Raw genomic sequence first — 21,737 nt, forward strand, 5'->3', positions numbered from 1 at the left:
CATTAATTCACATTAATTCACATTTATTCACATTCATAATTCATGGGATTTTTATCATGACAGTTTCAAAACCGAGAGGCACGCGCGATTTTTTGCCTGAAGAAATGGCTAAAAGACGTGCTGTTGAATTCAAATTGCGCGAAGTCATTCAAAAATGGGGTTACGGCGAAATCGTGACGCCGACTTTTGAAGAACTTGAACTTTTCACGCTCAAATCCGGCCAGGGAATTATCGGCGAGCTTTACAATTTTACCGACAAGGGCGACCGTGAAATGACGCTTCGCCCCGAGCTGACAGCACCTGTCATGCGCGCTTATGTCAATGAAATGCAGTCTTTTTCAAGGCCGATCAAACTTTTCTATTTTGAAAACTGTTTCCGCTACGAGCGCCCGCAAAAAGGCCGCTACAGAGAATTCTGGCAGTTCGGCGCCGAACTGATCGGCAGCAACAAGCCGGAAGCGGACGCCGAAGTCATTGCACTTGCCATGACGATGATTTCCGCAGCAGGTATTAAAGGCGACCTCAACATCGGAAATCTGTCCGTTCTTCGCTATCTGTTGGCTCAAATCACAACAGAATCCGTCGTTTCGGATCAAATCATGCGCTACATTGATAAAAAAGAGTATGAAAATTTAGACACTTATCTCGGCGAACTTTCAGTTTCCGCCGACTTGATTGATAAAATTCACAAAATTATTTCCCTCTCCGGCAAAGACGGATTCGCGGCTGTCAAAAGTGCTCGCGACGTTGTCGGCGACTTGCCCGAGCTGGATTCTTTTGAAAAGACGCTCACGCTTCTTGCCTCTTATGGCGTCACCGATTACACCGTCAATTTCGGCGTCGCCCGTGGTTTGGATTATTACACCGGAATTGTTTTTGAAGTCTACGCTGAAGGTCTCGGTGCCCAAAAACAAATTTGCGGCGGCGGTTCTTACAAGCTCATTTCACTCTTCGGCGGCGGTGATGTCGTCTCGACGGGATTCGGAATCGGTTTTGACAGAATCATGGAAATTTGTGATCTCCCGGCAAACAAAGCTGAAACAATCGTTTTGATTACAAAACCCGAAACACAAACAAACGGCATTGAAATTGCCGGAAAACTTCGACCGTACGTTTCCGTTTTGACCGACATCATGGGCCGCAATTTCAAAGCACAAATGGAATATGCCAACACAGTTGGGGCCGACTATGTTTTGATTGTCGGTGAAAAAGAAATTGAATCGGGACTTTTGTCGTTGAAAGATATGAAAAGCGGCGAACAGGTTTCGTTGAGTTTGGAAGAATTAATCTCCAAATTTTCGTAATCAATGGTAAAGGCAGTCGAATTCCGACTCTTTTTCCATTTTTTCATTTTTATTTTTCGTTTTGTTTTTGTTTTCATTTGTTTTTTCATAGCCGGGTGTTTTCATTCTCTCTTTCGTCTATGTGAAATATATTCGCATAAGCGAAAACTTCTTATAAGATTTTCGCATGTTGTACAATCGGAGGCGGCAAAAAAGGAGTATGTAATATGAAACAAATTTTAGATGCCATTTCCGGCATCAATGAGGTATTGGATGCCTATGTCTGGTTGGGAATTCCCGACGTCGTTAAAGGTATCGTGTTAGCTTTTCTTTTTGCAGTTATTTTCAAAAAGTATATCAAAAAGTATCCGCTCATTTTTTACATTTATCCGATTCTTCTTTGTATCTGGTTCACTTTTACCGGATTAACCGGCTTGTTTAATCTCAATATTATCAGCGAACTCGGGATGAATAATTGGTGGATTATCACTTTGATACGATTTCCGTACAGTCTCGGGGTTGTGACTCCACTCGGAATCGGGCTTATTACGATTGTCATGTTTATCGGCGTTCTTCCAAAGTCCAAAACTGTGATTGAACTCTATAAAATCAGGGCTGAACTCTCAATTATCGGCGCAACGCTTCTTGTTGCTCACGGCATGATGCGTATCGGTCGTGCTTCTAACAGTTTCAGCAGCTTTTTAGACGGCGAGTTCAGTTTGAGAATTTTGGCCTTTGCAATTATCGGCCCGATTATATTGTTATTGATTATTCTGCCTTGGCTGACCTCTTTTCCGGTTATTCGAAAGAGACTCAAACCCAAAACGTGGAAAGTGCTTCAAACTTACACTTGTGTTCCGATGTTTATCGGCATGCTTCTGTTCGGCTGGGCTTTTACGGCAGGTGCGTCAATATCCACATATCCGGATCTTATGCATCTGAGTGACATTGTTATCAACGGCAGAGGAAATCCAATCTCTTTAAATGACGGTATTAATTTTGCCAACAGCATTTTAGGCAGTAAAGTTTATTTGGCACTGCTGGCAGCTTATCTCTGGCTTCGGTACAGACGATCACAAGAACGCAAAAAGAAAGCGATTAAATCAGCAAATTAAATCATTAATTTAAGCTGACAGATTCACCGCCGGCAATCGCGGCTGTATAAATAATTGCAAAAACATGAATTAAAAAAACATGAATTTAAAAATAAAGAACTTAAAAATTAAGAACTTAAAAATTAAGAACTTAAAAATTAAGAACTTAAAAATTAAGAATTACAAAAATAAAGATTGAGCTTTTTCAATCTTTATTTTTATATTTTTTAGCAACTTATAAGATCATTTTGTTTCTTAATTACAATTTTTATTAAATCTTGAGTCCGGTTATTTAATTAAGACTTCGTCTCTTCACTTTTTAATAAAATAAAAAAGATTGACAGCTGAAAAGCTGCCGAAATATAATTTTAAATTTTTTACAAAACAAAGAAAATTGAACAGAAATTATCTGCTCAACATCATTTCTGCGGTTTCGGGCTTGTAGAGCCAGTCCATCGGCAGAACTTTTGTGTTGTGGTAGTATTTCACGAGTCTTCTGATCTTGGATTCAGTTAACTGAAGAGATCTTTTGTTGTGAAGGTCGTGTTTGTTGGCTGCCAAGTGCTTTCTGAGTCTGAGCGCTTTGACAATCAAGTTGGTCAAGTCTTCCGGAATGTGGGGTGCCACTTCGTTTTCTTTTAAGATTTGTGTAATCTTTTTGCCGGTGAGCAATTTAACATCGCCGATACCGTGCTGGTCTCTTAAAATCATACCGATCTGGCTTGTCGGAATACCCTGTTTCCACATGTCAAGAATAAGCTTTGTTGCTTCGTCAGCAGAAACATTTGACCATTCAGGAACTTCGGTTCTGAGCGGCTTCTTTGAGCCGGACTTACCTTTTCTTTTAGTGTGCATTTTTGCCATAATATCAACCTCAAAATAACCGCTACTTCAAAATACCGTTACGGATTTCCATACGGATTCCCGATACTTCTTCGCGTGTTATTGTGTCGAAAATAACTCAAAAGAGATTTTAAAATAAAATCAATTCATGAATCAAAATTCGCAAACTCAAAACAGCGATATGGTATATAAATTTTCGGCAATTCATTTCGAATCAATTTTAATCAATTTCAATCATTTCCAACCAATTTTTATCATTTTCAATCAATTTTAATCATTTCCAACCAATTCAATTTTATTTTTCTTCAGTTATTTATTCTCTCGACTGCTTATTTATTTTGTAAGCGCAAAGCCGACGCATCATTTTAATTCAGAACAAAATTATATATAGTTCTATGATATTCTTTGCTGTTTGCTGTCCGCAATGCTTGAATATTGCATCGCAGCGAATTCTTTCTAAATTAATTTTACGAGGTTTTACTCTATGGTAACTCAAAATATTCATTCTCAAACGGGGGAGGCTGTCGATTCAGATGACACTGATAAAAGTACATTCTCTTCTGCGGGGTCAACAGAGCCCCAATCCTCTCCGACGGAACCGCTGACAGATTCGGCGGTTTTAAACACTTCCGAGTCCGGAAGCCAAACAATCACAGACGGTGGCGGAACTGCTGCCGACACTGACGGCTCTGACGGCGAAAATCCCGGCGGGATGACAAAAGGAGTTGCCGATCTTCTCGGAAATCCGAAAAAAGCCATGATTAAAGTTTCCATTCCGGTCATGATCGCGCTTTTTTTCGAATCCATTTATAACTTGGTCGACACGTTTTGGGTCGCAGGTCTCGGCGCTGAGGCATTGGCCGCTGTCGGCTTAGCATTTCCGTTCTTTATCGCTTTAATGGCAATCGCAACCGGTATCGGTGTCGGTGCCGGATCTGCCGTCTCCAGAGCCATCGGCTCAAAAGACAAGAAAAGCGCGGATAAATTCGCGACGCACGCCATTATTTTTGCCGTCATCATGAGCTTTATCTCTTGGTTAGCCGTTCCGCTCATGGAGCCGATTTTCATGCTGATGGGCGCAGATGCGTCATTGGCTGCCGTGACTGCCGGATACATGAACCCGTTCATTTTCTGTTCCTTCTCGATTTTCCTTCTCAATGTCGGAAATTCACTTCTCAACAGCGAAGGAAACAGCCGAAAAACAATGTTTGCAACAATTGTCGGTGCGGTTTTGAACATGATTCTTGACCCGATCTTCATCTTTGACTGGGGTCTCGGGCTCGGCGTTAACGGCGCGGCTTACGCCAGTGTTTTGTCATTCAGCGTCTCAACGGCGATGATTATGTACTGGCTCTTGATTCAGAAAAAGACTTATGTCACAATCCGCTTCAAAGGATTCAGATTTGAGTGGCCGATTATCCGCGATATTATTATTGTCGGAATCCCTGCAATGGTTTCCCAATTGACAATGTCCATTTCAACCGTTTTGTTGAATGCGATTGTCTTAAACGTCGGCGGAACCGACGGCGCGGCCATTTACAGCACTGGCTGGCGTATCATTTCCATCGGAATCATGCCGATGATGGGACTTGCAACCGGTGTGACAACGATGTCGGGCGTCTCTTTCGGCGGCCGCGATATCAAGAAATTGAAATCCATTTACTATTTCGGCATCCAAATCGGTTTGGTATTAGAAGTGCTGATTGCGGCAGGCGTTTTCATCTTTGCAGACCCGATTGCAGGTATCTTCGCAACAGGCGAGTCCGCCTACCTGCAAGCTGATATTGCCGAATTCCTACAGATCATGTGTTTGATTTTCCTGTTCCTGCCGGCCAACATCCTGACATCTTCGATGCTTCAGGGTTTGAAAATGGGGCCATCAGCATTGGTTTTAACACTGATTCGCGCATTCGTCTTTGAAGTTCCGATTGCTTACCTCTTAGGCGTATACATGGGAATGGGACTTCCCGGTGTCTTTATCGGCGCGTTGGCCGGTGACTTCATCGTCATGGTCATCAGTTTCATCTTCGGCAATTACGTCATACACAACCTGATGAAACTTTATCGCAAACCCGTTATCGATACGCACGATTCAACAAAAATGTAATCATAAAACAGATATCATCATAAATATGAAAAGAATTTCAAGATCCAGTCTTCAAGTTCTTTTCCTTTTTTCTTTTTTTAAATAGGCAACTAATTAAGCAAATGCAAAACGATGTTTTGTTTTATTTAAATAAAAAAAGTCCACGAACGACCTCAATTTTCGGTTTTTGTGAGCGGTAACAAGCAAAAATTGGAAATGCGGATTATACCGCGCCGTCAATGAAACCGTTTTTACAGATTGAATATTTTTTTATCTTTACTGCTATTGATTCGTTTTTATTAATCGTATGGGGCGAATCTCCAACGACTTCTTTCACCACTTCGTTCGTGAAACGCGTCGTTGGAGGCGGTTATTTTAGTTTTTCGATGTTTTGTTTGAATCGAAACATCTGTTTTTCTCAATTTAAAAAAACGAACGCCGATTAAACCTTAAAATAAAAAACCGGCTTTTATTTTTGGATTTTAACGGGCGTTCCTGTTTCTTAATTTTAAATAAATCGATGTTTCGGTTTGAAATTAAATCTAAAACGAGATGAAATTAAATGAATTAAGAAAAGAATAAATTGCTAAGTAAATGATGAAAATAAAATCGAAAAATCAGAGAATAAAAAGTAAATGAAAAGAGATTAAAAAAAGGAGCCGGATTAGTATTCCGGATCCATGCCATCAATCGTCATAAAGGACGATTCCATTTCCTTTTTCTTTTTGACACGGTCTTTTTTATCTTTTTCCATGCCGATGGCTTGAATCGCGCCTTCATAGAGTGATTCTAATTCTTCGGCGGAATTGAGCGTCAAAACACAAAGGGCTTCGGGCAAACTGCCGTTTTCAACAATAACACCTTTGAAAACGTGGCCGATTGCGCCTGAAAGTTTCTCAACTTCATTGGAGATTTCTTCCATGCTCAAATATTTTTTGTCGCCTTTTAAAATAATCATAGCACGACCGCCTTCTTTATAGACGTCCGTTGAGAAAAGCAATCCGCGCGGGGATAAACTGTTCTGAATAACGGTTCGAATCGGCATTTCATTTTCAGCTTTGAAATAACCGACCGTTGCCAAACCGGCACCGCCGCTCATCACCGTCTTAAAGTCACCCAAGTCGGTAACCATCATCATTTCGCTGTCTAACGAGTCAAGCAAGAACAAAAGACGTTTTGCAATCATGCTGTTGATGCCGTCATACGCTTCCTGAACGTTGCCGCCGATGGATTTCAAATACTGGTTGTCTGCCAAGATAATGCCGTCACACGGTCCTTCTCTGAGTTCCTTGAGCATGAACGCCGCATTTTGAAGATAAAGCGTTCCTTCTTCTCTGAACGGTAAAATGACAAGCGCATAAACCGGGAAATTGTGAGATTTTTTAATTTCTTCAACCAACGGCGGTGTAAAAGAGGATCCTGTTCCGCCGGATGCTGAAGTCACGATGAAAGCGACATCGAAACTGCCTCTTTCTTCAATAGCTCTTAAAATATGCGCTTTATGCGTTTCAAAAACTTCTTTGCCGATATTGCGGTTTGCGCCGACACCGTGAAGGTTTTTGATATGAATTCTGTCTTTGGCTTTCGTAAACTTCATTTCTTTCAAGTCATTGATTGCCGTGTTAATCGCAATGGTTTGAACATTGCTTTGATAATTATGTTTTGAAAAATATTTGGAAATGCCTCCGCCGGCTTCTTTAACATTTGAGCCGCGGTTCATGGCGTGTTTGTTGACGGCATCCAAAATTCTGTTACCGCATTGACCGTTCCCGATAAGTAAAACATTAAGCAAGTGGAATCCTCCGAATCATTAAATCTGAATTGAAAAATGTATTAGTATGTCAGCGAATTAATATTATTTATAACTAATTTGTTCTTCATTATCAATTTTCGTATATATATTTGTTCTTCTGTCTTTATATTCCTCTTATGTCTGTTTTCCAGATAAACGCCATCAGTGGCTATTTTTTGGAACAGCAAGTAATATCGGCAAACGACGACATGTCTTTAAATCTGTATATGAAGAATTGACGAATTTAATAAAAAAGAGGGGAGAGTTAATTTAAGAATTAACTCAAAATTAAAATTTATATTCTCTATGTCGTTTCCAGATGAAAAGAGCCGCAACCCCAATTATAATCACCGGAATGAGTAATAAAAACCAGTAATCTAAAGCCGTTTCAATGGTGTTGCTTCCGATTGCATTATAAGTAACGGTTTGAATTCCACCGGTTTTTGCACTGTTGTTGTATGTGTAACTGTAAGTGATCGGCACTTCATAATATCCTTCAGAGGTTGCCGAAAGAGAATACTCAATCACTTTCTGGTTGTTCGGTGTGATCAAATCAATGTACATCGTTGCGGTATCGCCGGTGACATTAATGTCTTTTCCGCTGATTGTTGCGTTGGTCGGCAGTTGGAATTGAACGCTGACGTATTGCGCGGGCATTGTTCCGATATTTCTGATGGTGATATTTCCGTCAATTTTTGAACGCGTATAATAATCAACCGTGTTTCCGCTCGGTCCTGCCGGCGTAAATACCAATGCTGCCAAATCACTGACTTCAATTGTTACATTTTTGCCGCCGTTACTCTTGTAATCATATTTTACGCCGAGTGCGTTTTCAGCGGTTACCTCAACCGGCGGCATATTTTTGTTGCCGGGCTCAACCGCTTTAATCTGATAAATTTTGTATGTATTGTTTGTGTTTTTATTAATGGTCTGATTCACGGTATTGTTTATGGTTATATTTGATTGCATGAATCCTTCCGGGAGGTGGTCGTTAATTGTAACGTTCTTCGCGTCATAATTTCCCTTGTTTTCGACGTAAATGGTCACCATGACAACATCATCCACCGAAATATTGGTTGCAGGACTCAGAACTTTTGTAACAATCAAATTCGGTTTGCCTGCGCCTTCCGCGTTGGAGTGGCCGCCGTCAACGTATCCGGAGTTTGTAATGTCCGCGTTGGACCAAAATTCCAATCGAACCTGGTTAAATCGGCCTGATTCTCTGAAATCAATTGCTCTGACGGTGTAATTTCCGTCAGCAGCCGTAAAACTCATTGTTTGATTCAATGATAATTTGGTTCCGTTTATCCTTTCCCATTTATCATTTTTCCATTCATAAATGCTGATTGAAGCGTTTCCGGACGTGTTGCTACTGTTATCTTCGTCAGTAGTAACAGCAATTGCACTGGCTTCAATAATCACATTGTTTATCATGTACCCGTCGCCGCCTTCAAGCCAGTCGTCTTTTTGCCACGCGGCAGCGGGTGATATAACCGCCATTATCAGAATTGTAAAGAATAATAATCCTGCACCATATTTTATCAGTTTCAAAATAATTCCCCTCTAAATGTTTTTATAAGGTTTATGTTTTTATAAAGTCTATGTTTCGTTTTTAATTTACAACCTTTGTATTTTTAATTAAGTTAACATTCATCTCATTTATTTAATATTATTGATTTTTCAACAATCACAGTTGCGGAGTTCGACAGTGTTTTACTTGACAATATCAAGTCCTATATCAATCCACTCCGCATCATTTGTAACGGCGCTGAGCGAAATAACATCTATGCCGGTGACAGCATACTCTTTTAACTCCTCTTTGCGAATGCCGCCGGAAGCTTCTAAAAGAACACGGGCCCGAAGATTCTTCTGTTCCAACAAAATGACAATGTCACGAATCTGATCCGGTGTCATATTATCTAAAAGAATAATGTCAGCACCGATTTCAGCGGCTTTCATCGCTTGTTCTTTTGTGTCGGCTTCCACTTCTATTTTTTTCGAAAAAGAGGTTTGACGTTTCGCTTCGTTAAATGCCTGTTCCAATCCCATAATTTCAATATGATTGTCTTTAATCATCACCATGTCCGAAAGACTTTGGCGATGCGGATCTCCCCCGCCGTCCAACACCGCTTTCTTTTCATATTTTCGAATGCCGGGAGTTGTTTTGCGGGTGGCTGCGATTTTGGGCGCATTTTCACCGGCAGCATCTTTTACGATTTTGACATAACCGGCGGTGTTGGTTGCAATTCCCGATAAATGAGAGATGAAATTTAAGACAAGGCGTTCCGCACGCAAAATTGAAACGGAATCGCCGGTGAGTTCATACAAAACATCTCCGGCTTTGGCAAAATCTCCGGGAGATTTTTTCTGTTTATATGTTATTTTCATATAATCAAAAATAGCGGACGCGATTTCAAGACCGGATACAACACAGTCTTCTTTTACAAAAATGATTGCATTGACATTTTGATTTTTGACAAGCGTGCAGGAAACGTCATCCTCTCTTAAATCTTCTTCAAGGAAGTGCTCAATTTCTTTCTGCAGTATCATTTTTTTCCTCGCGTTTTATTTTAAAACAGATTTAATTATTAGATAAATCAGATATTAACTATTAGATAAATCAGATTTAACTATTAGATAAATCAGATTTTGAATTAAATATTTTTCAGTCAAAAATCGAAATTTTGCGCGTATTTTATAATCTTTTCTTTTTCGTTTAAAGCAAAAGACATAATAATACGAAAATATAAACCGAAGAATCACTATTCATTCAAATTCAGGATGTCATTTCATGATTAAAATCGGTGTTATCGGATGCGGCTTTATCGGCACTCAAATCTGTTTAGCGGTAGATTCGGGTGCAATTCCTGCCGAAATATTCGGTATTTTTGATTTTTCGGATGAAAAAGCCGATGCTGTTTTAAAACTTTTCAAAAATTTAAACGGGACCCCTCAAAAATACACGCCTGAAGAAATGATTGAATCTTGCGATTTAATTATTGAATGCGCTTCTCAGGAAGCGGTTTTGAAATATGCTCTTCCTGCCGCAGAGAACGGTGTCGACCTCATGGTTCTCAGCGTCGGCGCGTTCCAAGATCCCGACTTTTACCGCAAAGTCCGGGAAACCGCAGCCGCAAGCGGATCTAAAGTTTACATCCCGTCCGGCGCGATTGCCGGAACAGACGGTTTAAAATCAGCAGCAATTGCCGGATTAACATCGGTTTCGGTAACAACTCGAAAACCAGTTTCAGGACTTGCCGGCTCTCCTTATCTCATTGAAAACGGCATTGATTTGTCGGGGCTTAAAGAGCCGAAACTTGTTTTTGAAGGAGCGGCAGCTGAAGCGGTTGTCGGCTTTCCTAAAAATGTGAATGTCTGCGCAACAATCAGTTTATGCGGTCTCGGATTTGAAAAAACGAATGTTCGAATTATTGCCGACCCGACGATTTCTGAAAATATTCACGAGTTAGAAGTTTATGGCGATTTCGGACACATGAAAATGACGATTGAAAACAAACCGTCTCCGCAGAATCCGAAAACAAGCTATTTGGCAGCACTTTCCGCGGTTTCTGCTTTAAAAAGAATCACCGACCCGATTCAAGTCGGCATTTGATTTTCTTCTTAATTTACTTTCTTTTTATTGATTTTCTTCTAATCCTTCTTTTTCTTCTTCTTTTCTTCTTTATATTTCTTTTTTCAAATATTTTTTCAGTCGGCCGATATCTGTCCGATTCGCTATTTGTCATATTTTCCGACAAATTTCGAAACACTTATAAAATTCGGGTTTGATATTATCTGTGATGCAGAATTCAAAAACATATCGCGCGTATACGCTCAACAACTTTAACGAAATTGAGCAATTTTCCGCGGTCGCAGACGCCGACCGCGAAGTCGTTGAAATCATCGGGCGCGTTTTTCCTTTTAAAACCAATAATTATGTTGTGGAAGAGCTTATCGACTGGGAGAACGCACCGGCAGACCCTCTTTTTACATTGCATTTCCCGCGCAGGGAAATGTTGCTTCCCGATCAGTATGAATCCATTAAAAAACTGATTCAGTCGGATGCGGATAAGTCTGTCATTGATGAAAAAGTCGAAGAAGTCCGTCTGTCATTTAATCCAAACCCCTCCGGCCAAGTTCATAATGTGCCTGAAATCGGTGGCATGAAACTGGACGGGCTGCAACACAAATATCGGGAAACCGTTCTTTTTTTCCCGAAGCAGGGGCAAACCTGCCACGCGTATTGCACTTTTTGTTTTCGGTGGCCGCAATTTTCAAAATTCATAAATCTGTCCGATACGAAATTTTCCATGACGCAGGATTATGAAGTTTACATGGATTATTTGAAATCAAAACCGGATGTCACTGACATTTTATTTACGGGCGGCGATCCGCTGACAATGAGCACATCCGTTTTGAATTCTTATGTCGATCGGCTTCTTGAAGAGGACATGAAGCAAATCAAAACGATCCGCTTCGGCACGAAATCTTTGGCGCACTGGCCGTATCGCTTTACAACCGACAAAGACGCGGATGACATCATCAAATTGTTTGAACGCATCAAAGATGCCGGAAAACATGTCGCGGTGATGGCGCATTTCAACCATCCCAAAGAATTATCCACGTCGGTCGTTGAAGAAGCGATTGCGCGCATATTAAAAACAGGCGCACAAATTCGAACGCAATCTCCCGTTTTAAATCATATTAATAATGATCCTGCCGCCTGGTCTCAAATGTGGCGCCGTCAAGTCGACCTCGGCTGTATTCCTTATTACATGTTTGTTGCGCGAGATACGGGTGCCAAACATTTCTTTGAACTTCCGCTCGCTGAGTGTCACCGCATTTTTCAGCAGGCGTATCAGGGTGTCAGCGGTATCTGCCGAACCGTTCGCGGTCCGAGTATGAGCTCACACCCGGGAAAAATTCAGATTCTCGGTGTCAGCGATGACCCCGGCGAAAAAGTCTTTGTTCTTCGTTTTATTCAGGGCCGGAATCCGAATTGGGTGGCGCGCCCGTTTTTTGCGAAATTCGATCCCGATGCCACATGGATTGACCAACTGAAACCGGCTTTCGGGAAACCTGAATTTTTCTTTGAGTCAGAATTGGATGATTATTTGAATCCGTAATGGATTTTTGTTCTCATTCTTTCTGTTCATTTCATTTTTATTCAAGTCATTTCTCTAGAATTCGTTTTTCCGAAACCGTTTAATAGGAATATAGATTTGATTATTTGTTTTCAAGGATTGGGATTTTATGGACAACAATGAGATTTTACGGCGTATTTCCGAGTTAAAAGAGGAAAAGAACGCCGTCATTTTAGCGCATAATTATGCCCGCGCCGAAGTTCAGGACATTGCCGATTTGGTCGGTGATTCTTTTTCACTCAGTCAGGCCGCTGTCGACTTAGACACGGATATGATTGTTTTTGCAGGCGTTCACTTCATGGCGGAAAGTGCTTACATTCTTTCGCCTGAGAAAACGATTCTTCTGCCGGATGCTGATGCAGGCTGTCCGATGGCGGATATGGTAACGGTTGAACCCCTCCGTGAAGCGAAAAAGAAGCACCCCGATGCTGCCGTTGTTTGTTATGTCAACAGCTCGGCCGCGGTCAAAGCCGAATCCGATGTTTGCTGCACATCAGCGAATGCAAAAGAAGTGGTTTCGGCAATTGAAGAAGATGAAATTTTATTCGTTCCCGACAAAAATCTCGGTCATTATATTTCGACTTTAACGGATAAAAAAGTGCATCTGTGGGATGGTTTTTGTCCGATTCACCAGCAAATCACCGCGTTTGATGCACTGGCGGCAAAATCACAACATCCGAATGCCGTTTTTTTGGCGCACCCCGAGTGCCGCCCCGAGGTTTTGGAGCTTGCCGACGGTATTTTCAGTACGGCCGGCATCATTAAATATGCCGCCGCGTCAAATGAAACAGAATTCATCATCGGCACGGAACAGGAAATGATGCATAAATTACGGCAGGACAGCCCTGATAAATCATTTTATCCCGTCTCCAAATATGCTTATTGCGCCAATATGAAAATGGCGACACTTCCTTCCATATTGAATGCGCTTGAAACGGAAACGACAAAAATTACGGTTCCCGACGAAATCCGAATCCAAGCGAAAAAGGCATTGGATCGAATGCTTGAAGCCGTTCCGAAATAATTCAAAAATAATTCTAATAACTGACCGCAAACGGATGAAATCATGAATCTGATTCAAAAAATCTTAACTTATTTGGAATTTATGAGATACAAAAATGCCGCTATGGCCGGCGTTTCATCTGTTATTGCCGTTTTTATCGTTTCTTCTATTCTCGATTATCCGATGGAAGGAGATTTGCTTTACAACATTTCACATCTCTTCTACATTTTCCTCATGGTCTTTTTAGCAACCGGCGCCGGCAATATGCTCAATGATTATTATGATATTGACATTGACCGCGTCAACAAGCCGCACCGCCCGCTCCCGTCCGGTCGCATCGGATTAAAAGAAGCTGTTTATCTGACGATTATTTGTTTCTCCATTGCGCTTTTGATTGCATTTTTAATCAATCCGGTTTCGGGAATCATCGGTTTCATCAATGTTTTCATTTTGATTTGGTATGCGAAGACATTGAAAAGAACCGTTCTGCTCGGCAATTTGTCTATTGCATATTTGACCGGCTCGACTTTTCTCTTCGGCGCGTCTTTCTTCGGAACAGACGGCGTGATTGTGATGATTCCGCTTTTCCTGCTGGCATTTTTAGCAACGGCGGCGCGTGAAATTGTCAAAGATATCGAAGACATCAAAGGAGATTCAGAAGATGGCGCCGTTACTTTCCCGATTAAATACGGCGAAAAACCGGCCATCGGACTTGCGGCTCTTTTCGGCTTTTTAGCCGTTCTTCTCAGCCCGCTTCCGTATTTGATGAACATTTTGACGGTTCACTATCTTTACGCTCTCGTCTTCGGAGCTTTGTGTTTCTTCATTGCCATTTACGCTTTGGTTGCCAACAAAGATTATGCCAAGTCATCCAAATATTTTAAACTCGCAATGTTTTTGGCGTTGGCAGCGTTTATTGTCGGGCTTTTTTAACTAAGATCGCTCGCTTCGCTCACGATTTTTCATGGCGGGGGGAGGCGGTGTTTGCAGAAACGCTTTCGCGTTTTATGGCTTCGCCGTCGATGGGAGGGTGGCGTTTACTGAAAAATCGCTCCGCGATCCGTTCAAATTTCAAAAAAGTTTGAAAAAAATGACATTTGTTTTTCCAAAATAAAACATCACTTCTCTGCTTCTTTTCGTTTCCCAATCGCCTTACATCTTCGATTGGCACAGAATTCAACAGCATCTTTATTCTGTTCTTTGACGCGGAACATATTCCAGCCGCATGTTTCGCATTTGTTGTCTAAAATTGTCAATCTTCCTTTATCCGGCAGGGATTGCGTGTGACCGCATTGGAGTGTGCATTTCAGGAACCGCCCGTCTTTGTATTCGATGAGCTGCATCTCACCTTCTTTGCAGCGCGGGCAAGTGCCGACAACTTCGGGCGGGTTGCAAATCACATTTTGATCGCAGCTGAAACACGGGCCGACACCGACAGCCCATTCGTATTTTTTGCCGACATCTAAGACGGCAACGCCTTCTTTCGGGCAGTTTTTGGTTCGCTGAACAGTTAGCGCGCCGGTTTTCGGCAGCGGATATGTTTGCGAACAATCGGGGTAGCCGACACAGCCGACAAAGCGGCCGTTGTCTGTTGTCACGATTCGAAGCGCGTTTTGACAGATCGGGCAGGTGCCGATGTAATTCTTTTTGTCGCTCTCGGCGGCTTCTGTTTTGATGCTGCCGCTGAGTTTTGTGACCAAACGGTCTTTGTTTTCCGTCAAGTCGGCATACATTTTTTTAATCAATTCGGTTCCGGTGGAAACGGCTTCATCCATTGTGATTTTGCCGTCTTCGACTTGCTGAATCAATTCTTCAACTTGAGCACGAATTTTCGGGCGAATCACAATCGGGACCGACGCGTCCAAACTTTCCATAAGCATGTAACCGGTATTCAAAATCGACAGTGTTTTTCCTTTGGCTTCAAAATAACCGCGTTTTTTATTTGTTTCAATGTGTGTCGGCGCGGTTGCTTTTGTTCCGATGCCGTTTTTATCCATCAGCGTGAGCAATTCGGCTTCCGTTAATTTCTTCGGCGGGGCGGTTTTTGATGCCGTATTCATAATCTTTTTAACGGCGGTTGCATCGCCTTCATTAATGTCCGGCAAAAACTTGTCGTTTTTCGTTTCAAAATCATAAATGTCAAGCCAACCGGCAAACTTTTTAATCGAACCGGCCGCGTCAAATAAATCCTCTTTGATTTTCATTTCCATTTTCGTCTTTTCAAAAATCGCGGCGGGCATTAAATTCGCAAGGAAATGGCGGCAAATCAAATCATAAACCGCATACGCGCCCGGAAGTTTTATCATACTCTCGACGGTTGACTTCGTTGCGCCGCGAATCGGGTGAATCGGCGGATGGTCTTTCGCATCTTTCGGACCGTTTTTGGATTTAATGCCGGCAGGCGCGGTTACAATTTGAGAAACGGCGGTTGCGTAATCCGGATTTTTGGCCATGTCGGCAAGAATCACTTTAAAATCAAAATCATCCGCGTACTTATTTGTCTCCGTTCTCGGATAACTGGTCAAACCTGAAAGGTAAAGCTGTTCCGCAATTTCAAGGGATTTCTCCGGGCTGATATTTAAAAAAGCGGAAGCGCGTTTCAAAAACTCGGTCGTGTTTAACGGAAACGGCGGCGCCATGCTTTGTTCACGAACCGTTTTCTTATGAACGACGGCTGTTTTTTCGCCTTTAATCCGCGCCATGATTTCATCGGCTTTTTCTTTTTCGGGAATGTGCCCGGCGCGGTGGGTTCCCGTAAAAACATTGCCGTCGGCATCAAAATCAGCCGTGATTTTCCAAAAGTCTTTGGGGTTGAATTCACGAATCGCTTTCTCGCGCTCGTATACGAAACCGCAAGTCGGCGTCTGACACGGGCCGATTGAAAGAATGTCTTTCGTAAACGCTTTTTCACGAACGGAAAGCGTGACGTAACGCGTAAACGCCGCGCCCATTTTCAAATCCAAAATTTGGCGCGTCTCGGCAGCCATCGCCAAAGCGGCATCGGGCTCTCCCGGATTGTCAAACGCATTTTCAATTTCATTTTTAGAAAACGTTGAGTAACGGGCGCGTTTAATCGGCACTTTTGCAACGCGTTCAGCAAGCTCTTTGGCTTCAAAGCCGATGTTTTCACCCTCGCGGTCATAGTCGCAGGCCAAAATAATTGTGTCGGCTTCCTTTGCCAACTTTTCAATCGCAAACGCGAAATTTTCTTTCGTCACCATTTTTATCGGCGAAATGTCCAAAAGCGCACCGGGCTCAACGCCTGTCCAGCTGTTGTATTCAGCGGGGAAATCGTAATTCATGATGTGACCGGCAAGACCCGCAATCGCCCAATCATTTCCGTCACGCTTGAATCGGTAAACAGCAATGCCTTCTATGGACGTGCGCTTGTAATTGCCTTGACCTAAAATATTGGCAATTTCTTCAGCCGCTTTGTTTTTTTCAGCGAATGCAACGATTGTCATTTTTCCACCTCTGCCTCTTTTCCCGCTTAATAATCATCATTAAAATCCAAAATTCCGGGCTTCATTGTCTTTAAATCCACAAACGGAACCTTTGCCGGATCCGGCATAATATTCACCTTTTTCTGGAAATCTGTTTGCGCCTGCCAAGTGCCTGAATTAATCAAAAGAATATTTTTGTAATTTTGAACGCCGATTGTATGAACGTGTCCGCAATGAATGATATCGGGCACCTTGTCAATAATTAAATAATCTCTTTTTTCCGGTGAAATCATAACGCGGCTGCCGTAAGTCGGCGCAAGATGACGGCGTTTGACCATCTCAACCATTCCTGATGTCGGTTCTTGGTAAGAAACCCCCTTGATTGCGGCCACCATATCGTCCATTGAACAGCCGTGGTAAATATGGACGCAAACACCGTCAATCGAAATGACAGCCGGGTTGCCGACAAAAGTGACGTTTTCCGGAAACAGTCTCTGAATCTCTTTTGAAAATGTAATTTGCGGCTCAGCACGTCGAACAGCGTCGTGGTTGCCGGGCGAAATCACCACATGAATATTTTTCGGGATGCGGTGGAAATATTCCGCCGTCACTTCATATTGTCTCATGATTTCGGGAATTTCCAAGTCGAATTCCTGTCCCGGATAAATGCCGATTCCGTCAACAATGTCGCCCGCGACAATAATGTAGCGTATTTCTGATGCCATTTTTTGAAGTTGCGGGTTTTCGGATTTGCCGTTTAAAAAATCTAAAAACGTCTCCCATTCGTTTTTCATAAATTCTTTGCTGCCGACATGAACGTCGGAAATGAAAAGCGCATACCCTTCCGATCTTCGGCGGTTGGATGAATAATTGTTCGGAACATCCGGCTGCGTGATTTTGCTTGCCATCAAAATCGTTCCTTCCGGTGTCAAATTTCCGGTGATGCCGACGATTTCGTCTAACAGCAATTTGTCGGCCTGTTCCACCAAATCCGTATCGCGCTGATTGATTAAAACCGGAAACGTTCCGGTCGGATCTTCCAGCGTTAAAATAATGTGTTGATTTCCCGTTGTTGTTTTTTCGGAAATCATTCCGATGATTGTAATGTCTGAATTTCCTTCGCGGGAAAGCGGTTTGACGTTTTTTCCTTTCGGCAGGCTTTCAATCGGTCGGGCGCTGACACGCGAGCGGATCATTTCGCTGATGCGCGTATACCGGTCTCTGAAATATTGAACAAACTGATTGTATTCGCCGACGCTGGTTGTTTTTTCAGAAATGTCTTCTAAAACGTCCACCATATTTTCATCAAACGAATATTTGTACGGAAGCGCTGCCGTCTCTTTTGATTCTTCTGCCGTTTTTGTTGCTTCCGCTTCTTTTTCCAATGTCTGAACAAGAACTGTTAAGTGTTCCGTTTCAATCACAAAAACGGATGCGTCAATTTCCGAGAAAATGCGAGGGAGGCAATCTTCTTGAAGGCGGCAGCCGATTAAATAATCAACTGCTTCTTTATTAATCATGAAGCCTGCTTCTGATGCTTTTTCTAAAATAATTGTCTCATCCATTTTGATCTCTCGGGCGGAAAAAAGATTTCTCTGAAAAAGATTTCTCTGAAATAAATAGTCTTTCTTTTAACGATTTTAAAAATCTTTAAAGTCAGGAAATAAGTCCGGAAACCAAAATCTCTTATTTCATTAAACGAGGTGCATCGGGTTTCCATCTGTAATCTTTATAAGTGAATAGTTCTATTGATATATCTGTAGTAATTTATTTATTATTTCGGTGGTAATAATCTTTATCTTTATTATTTTTATACACAGGTGAATTTATGTTAGAAAATGAGCAGCTGAAGGGACTTCTGAAAGATATCGGCACAGTTGTCGGTATTGTCCTCGCCTTTTTATTGGTTTGTTATATTGCTTTTGGATTGTGGACGCCGATGTACGTTGTTTCTTCAACAAGCATGGAACCAAATATGAATGTCGGTGACATCGTTTTTGTCAGAAGCATTGACCGCGGTGAAGTTATTACACAGCAGGATGCTTTAAGTATGTCTTCTAAAGTTTACATGAAATTCGGAAATCCCGGCGATGTGATTCTGTTTCGCCCTTACGGTAACGAAAGTTATATGCTTGTAATTCACCGTGCCATGTATTATGTTGAAGCAGGCGAAGAAATGTGGCCGGGCGGACCGATTGCGCCACATGCGGGATACATTACACAAGGCGATAACGAGCAAACCAATCCGATTTTGGACCAGCAAACGACAATCAGTTATCAGACTCCTGTTAAAGAAGAATGGATTGTCGGAACTTCAAGGTTCAAGATTCCGTTCATTGGAAAGATCAGGCTCTTGTTTTTCCCCAATCGTTTACCGTTTTAATGTAAAGTGAATTTCAATTCCTTTACATTCATTTTCTTTTAATTTTGTTCTTCATTTTTTGATTTTATTCATTTTGATTTTTTTATTTCTCTTTGTTTTTTCATTTTTTATATTTTGAAATAGTTTCATTCCGCTCAGGCAGTCTTTAAATTATATGACGGTTCTTATTTTCAAAATTGATTTTTGAGGCAGAAGTATTGGCGGCAAAGAAATCTAAAGGTGTTCCGGCTTGGGACAAAGAGAATGACCCGGCAAAAACGGAAGATATTCGAATCCCGATAGAGAATCTGCCGGTTTCGGACCGCGTGAAATCTTTTTACACAAATTCCGGAATATCGGAGCTTTATCCGCCTCAATCCAAAGCCGTTTCCGCCGGACTTTTAGAAGGCAAAAACGTGCTTATTTCTATTCCGACGGCTTCGGGGAAAACGCTTCTTGCCGAATTGGCGATGCTTCAGAGTTTGGAGCAAAACGGAAAATGTCTTTATGTTGTTCCGCTTCGGGCGCTGGCTTCTGAAAAATTCCGCCGTTTTTCCGAATTCAAAGAACTCGGTTTCCGATCCGGTATTTCAACAGGGGATCTGGATGAGCGGGATGAAAATATCGGGACGAACGACATCATTGTCGCAACATCCGAAAAAGTTGATTCTTTGATTCGCAATGAAACGCATTGGCTTTCTCAAATTTCCGTTGTCGTTTTGGACGAAGTTCATTTGCTTGATTCCAAAGATCGCGGGCCGACGCTTGAAATCGTGATTACGAAATTGAGAAAATTAAATCCGAAAATTCAAATTATCGCGCTTTCGGCAACGATTCAAAATTCAAAAGAGGTTGCCGACTGGATGAACGCCGAGTGCGTTGTCAGTGATTGGCGCCCGACGAAATTGTATGAAGGCGTTTACTTCGACGGCGTTTTTGAAGGGGAAGTGCTTCATACAAAAGACAAAGTTGTTAAGGAAATCGAACTTGTCGGCAAAGGAAAAGAAGCCGGCATATCACTCGCCGCGGATACGATTCGTGACGGCGGGCAATGTTTGGTTTTTACGAACAGCCGAAAAAACGCGGCGGGATTCGCTAAAAAAGCGGGACCTGTTATCCAATCTTATTTAACGGCTGCCGAGCAGGAAGAGCTCTCGATGCTGGCCGCTGAAATCACCGATCGCAGCGACACGGATGCCGCCAAAACGCTGGCTTTTTGCATTCGAATGGGCGTTGCTTTTCACCACGCGGGTCTTTCTTCCGACCAGCGCGAGCTGGTCGAACGCTCGTTTTCAGCCGGCAAAATCAAACTGATCGCATCTACGCCGACGCTGGCAGCCGGCTTGAATTTGCCGGCAAGACGCGTTATTATCGCCGCTTGGAGACGCTATGATTCCAATGAAGGCATGCAGATGATTCCTGTCATGGAATACAAACAGATGGCAGGACGCGCCGGGCGGCCGCACTTGGACCCGTTCGGGGAGTCTGTTCTCATCGCAGCAAAAGAAGAAGATATTGACAGGCTCAAAGAAATGTATATTGAAGCCGACCCCGAATCGGTTGAGTCTAAACTCGGCGCGGAAAACGCGCTTAGAACACACATTCTCTCGACCGTTTCAAACGGATTTGCGTACACGCGCAATCAGCTTTTGGATTTCTTCAAAGGAACTTTTTTTGCTTATCAGCGGGGTCTTCTCAGCACGATTGCTTTGAAAACAATTATTGATACATGTTTGGATTTTTTAATTGACGCGAATATGTGCCATGAAGACAAAGGCAAATCCGATGCGATTGAAGAAAAAACAAGTCCGTTCGTGACGGCGGATAAAATCAATTCGACAAAGGAAGCCGACGATTGTCCGCTGATTCCGACCAAACTCGGCTCTCTCGTTTCAAAACTTTATTTGGATCCTCTTTCCGCTTCCGTTATTTTGGATCAGATCCAAAAAGCGGAAAAAAACGGCATGACTCTAACGGAAATCAGTCTGCTTCATCTTATTTGCATGACAACGGATATGAAGCTCTTGTACATGAAAACCGGCGATTATCAATGGGTGACCGAATTTGCGACAGACAATTGCGAGCATATCATTTCCATGCCGCCGACAACGAAACCCGCCGATTTTGAATGGTTTTTGGGCGAGCTTAAAACTTCTGTTCTTCTTTACCGCTGGATTTCGGAAATTCCCGAAAATGAAATTTCAAAAGAGTTTGATGTCGGCGAAGGCGATATTCGCCAATTCTCCGAAACCGCGGCATGGATTGCCAATGCCGGTGCCCGTCTTCTTAAAATGAACGGATCTCCTTATGCCGGATTGTTTTCCGATTTGGAAATCCGTCTTCAATACGGCGCGTCCATTCAACTTCTGCCGCTTCTTAAAATCCGCGGTATCGGTCGCGTCAGAGCGCGCCGTCTTTACAATGCCGGATTCAGATCCAAAGAAGCATTTCAGCCGGCTGATTTCTCAACCGTCGTTGATTTAATCGGCCCGAAAATCGCCGTTCAATTGTTCAATGAAATCGGAATTGATACAAGCGGTTACGCTGTTCCCGAAAAAAAGAAAGCGGCTCGGCGAACAAAAGAAGAAAATGAAACGAATATTGTCAGGGAAATCGACTCGGAAAAAACGGTGTCCGGCAAAATTCAAAAACGATTTGACGATTTTATGTAATAAAAAATATTTTTT

Annotated in this window: 15 protein-coding genes; 9 read left to right on the top strand and 6 right to left on the bottom strand. The window is 42.4% G+C overall.

The window, feature by feature from the left end; genetic code table 11:
- Positions 1 to 56: 56 nt before the first annotated feature.
- The gene (gene hisS, locus C7391_RS07675; RefSeq protein ID WP_133517975.1) at positions 57 to 1,304 is read left to right on the top strand and encodes a histidine--tRNA ligase; all 1,248 of its coding nucleotides are present in this window, start codon (positions 57 to 59) and stop codon (positions 1,302 to 1,304) included.
- 206 nt (positions 1,305 to 1,510) lie between these two features.
- Complete coding sequence (locus tag C7391_RS07680; protein ID WP_133517976.1) at positions 1,511 to 2,398, top strand: hypothetical protein; 888 nt, start codon at positions 1,511 to 1,513, stop codon at positions 2,396 to 2,398.
- Between the two features lie 384 nt (positions 2,399 to 2,782).
- Here the strand turns inward: C7391_RS07680 and C7391_RS07685 are convergent, their stop codons facing one another.
- Entirely contained in the window at positions 2,783 to 3,241 is a 459-nt protein-coding gene (locus tag C7391_RS07685) for a 30S ribosomal protein S15 (RefSeq protein WP_133517977.1), read from the bottom strand.
- Positions 3,242 to 3,704: 463 nt separating this feature from the next.
- On the opposite strand from C7391_RS07685, the gene C7391_RS07690 reads away from it, so the two are divergent.
- Positions 3,705 to 5,327, top strand: a complete 1,623-nt coding sequence (locus C7391_RS07690; RefSeq protein ID WP_133517978.1) for an MATE family efflux transporter — start codon at positions 3,705 to 3,707, stop codon at positions 5,325 to 5,327.
- 643 nt (positions 5,328 to 5,970) lie between these two features.
- On the opposite strand, the gene C7391_RS07695 is transcribed toward C7391_RS07690, so the two are convergent.
- The 3 genes from C7391_RS07695 to nadC all read right to left on the bottom strand — a co-directional run bounded on the left by C7391_RS07695 (position 5,971) and on the right by nadC (position 9,648).
- Positions 5,971 to 7,098, bottom strand: coding sequence for a cell division protein FtsZ (locus tag C7391_RS07695; protein WP_133517979.1), 1,128 nt, complete (start codon positions 7,096 to 7,098; stop codon positions 5,971 to 5,973).
- A 288-nt stretch (positions 7,099 to 7,386) separates the two neighbouring features.
- Positions 7,387 to 8,649, bottom strand: coding sequence for a DUF11 domain-containing protein (locus C7391_RS07700; protein ID WP_166627457.1), 1,263 nt, complete (start codon positions 8,647 to 8,649; stop codon positions 7,387 to 7,389).
- Positions 8,650 to 8,811: 162 nt separating this feature from the next.
- Positions 8,812 to 9,648 (bottom strand): carboxylating nicotinate-nucleotide diphosphorylase, encoded by an 837-nt coding sequence (gene nadC / locus C7391_RS07705; RefSeq protein ID WP_263295338.1) that lies wholly within the window; start codon positions 9,646 to 9,648, stop codon positions 8,812 to 8,814.
- Positions 9,649 to 9,889: 241 nt separating this feature from the next.
- Here nadC and C7391_RS07710 point away from each other — a divergent pair, with 241 nt between their 5' ends.
- The 4 genes from C7391_RS07710 to C7391_RS07725 all read left to right on the top strand — a co-directional run bounded on the left by C7391_RS07710 (position 9,890) and on the right by C7391_RS07725 (position 14,178).
- A complete protein-coding gene (locus C7391_RS07710) occupies positions 9,890 to 10,711 on the top strand; it encodes an aspartate dehydrogenase (RefSeq protein ID WP_133517981.1) in 822 nt (273 codons plus the stop codon).
- Positions 10,712 to 10,898: 187 nt separating this feature from the next.
- On the top strand, positions 10,899 to 12,224 hold the full coding sequence (locus tag C7391_RS07715; protein WP_133517982.1) for a KamA family radical SAM protein: 1,326 nt from the start codon (positions 10,899 to 10,901) through the stop codon (positions 12,222 to 12,224).
- Between the two features lie 127 nt (positions 12,225 to 12,351).
- Positions 12,352 to 13,266 carry a quinolinate synthase NadA gene (gene nadA / locus C7391_RS07720; RefSeq protein ID WP_133517983.1) on the top strand — a complete coding sequence of 305 codons (915 nt, stop codon included), beginning with the start codon at positions 12,352 to 12,354 and terminating at the stop codon, positions 13,264 to 13,266.
- Between the two features lie 48 nt (positions 13,267 to 13,314).
- Positions 13,315 to 14,178 carry a geranylgeranylglycerol-phosphate geranylgeranyltransferase gene (locus C7391_RS07725; protein WP_133518047.1) on the top strand — a complete coding sequence of 288 codons (864 nt, stop codon included), beginning with the start codon at positions 13,315 to 13,317 and terminating at the stop codon, positions 14,176 to 14,178.
- Between the two features lie 185 nt (positions 14,179 to 14,363).
- Here C7391_RS07725 and C7391_RS07730 read toward each other — a convergent pair whose 3' ends face one another.
- Together C7391_RS07730 and C7391_RS07735 are read right to left on the bottom strand one after the other, a co-directional pair.
- Positions 14,364 to 16,709: a DNA topoisomerase gene (locus C7391_RS07730; RefSeq protein ID WP_133517984.1), complete on the bottom strand. Its 2,346-nt coding sequence runs from the start codon at positions 16,707 to 16,709 to the stop codon at positions 14,364 to 14,366.
- Positions 16,710 to 16,735: 26 nt separating this feature from the next.
- Positions 16,736 to 18,253 carry a DNA-directed DNA polymerase II small subunit gene (locus tag C7391_RS07735; protein ID WP_133517985.1) on the bottom strand — a complete coding sequence of 506 codons (1,518 nt, stop codon included), beginning with the start codon at positions 18,251 to 18,253 and terminating at the stop codon, positions 16,736 to 16,738.
- Positions 18,254 to 18,516: 263 nt separating this feature from the next.
- Between C7391_RS07735 and C7391_RS07740 the strand changes: the two genes are divergently transcribed.
- On the top strand, positions 18,517 to 19,071 hold the full coding sequence (locus C7391_RS07740; protein ID WP_133517986.1) for a S26 family signal peptidase: 555 nt from the start codon (positions 18,517 to 18,519) through the stop codon (positions 19,069 to 19,071).
- A 197-nt stretch (positions 19,072 to 19,268) separates the two neighbouring features.
- Entirely contained in the window at positions 19,269 to 21,722 is a 2,454-nt protein-coding gene (locus C7391_RS07745; RefSeq protein WP_166627458.1) for an ATP-dependent DNA helicase, read from the top strand.
- The last annotated feature ends 15 nt before the right edge of the window (positions 21,723 to 21,737 follow it).

It is taken from the genome of Methanimicrococcus blatticola (assembly GCF_004363215.1).
Taxonomy (GTDB): Archaea; Halobacteriota; Methanosarcinia; order Methanosarcinales; family Methanosarcinaceae; genus Methanimicrococcus; species Methanimicrococcus blatticola.

Excerpts from the sequence above, each read along its gene's own strand:
- nadA (WP_133517983.1), top strand. The coding sequence starts at position 12,352 with ATGGACAACAATGAGATTTTACGGCGTATTTCCGAGTTAAAAGAGGAA.
- C7391_RS07680 (WP_133517976.1), top strand. The coding sequence starts at position 1,511 with ATGAAACAAATTTTAGATGCCATTTCCGGCATCAATGAGGTATTGGAT.
- hisS (WP_133517975.1), top strand. The coding sequence starts at position 57 with ATGACAGTTTCAAAACCGAGAGGCACGCGCGATTTTTTGCCTGAAGAA.
- nadC (WP_263295338.1), bottom strand. The coding sequence starts at position 9,648 with ATGATACTGCAGAAAGAAATTGAGCACTTCCTTGAAGAAGATTTAAGA.
- C7391_RS07740 (WP_133517986.1), top strand. The coding sequence starts at position 18,517 with ATGTTAGAAAATGAGCAGCTGAAGGGACTTCTGAAAGATATCGGCACA.
- C7391_RS07685 (WP_133517977.1), bottom strand. The coding sequence starts at position 3,241 with ATGGCAAAAATGCACACTAAAAGAAAAGGTAAGTCCGGCTCAAAGAAG.
- C7391_RS07735 (WP_133517985.1), bottom strand. The coding sequence starts at position 18,253 with ATGGATGAGACAATTATTTTAGAAAAAGCATCAGAAGCAGGCTTCATG.
- C7391_RS07710 (WP_133517981.1), top strand. The coding sequence starts at position 9,890 with ATGATTAAAATCGGTGTTATCGGATGCGGCTTTATCGGCACTCAAATC.
- C7391_RS07715 (WP_133517982.1), top strand. The coding sequence starts at position 10,899 with ATGCAGAATTCAAAAACATATCGCGCGTATACGCTCAACAACTTTAAC.
- C7391_RS07730 (WP_133517984.1), bottom strand. The coding sequence starts at position 16,709 with ATGACAATCGTTGCATTCGCTGAAAAAAACAAAGCGGCTGAAGAAATT.
- C7391_RS07690 (WP_133517978.1), top strand. The coding sequence starts at position 3,705 with ATGGTAACTCAAAATATTCATTCTCAAACGGGGGAGGCTGTCGATTCA.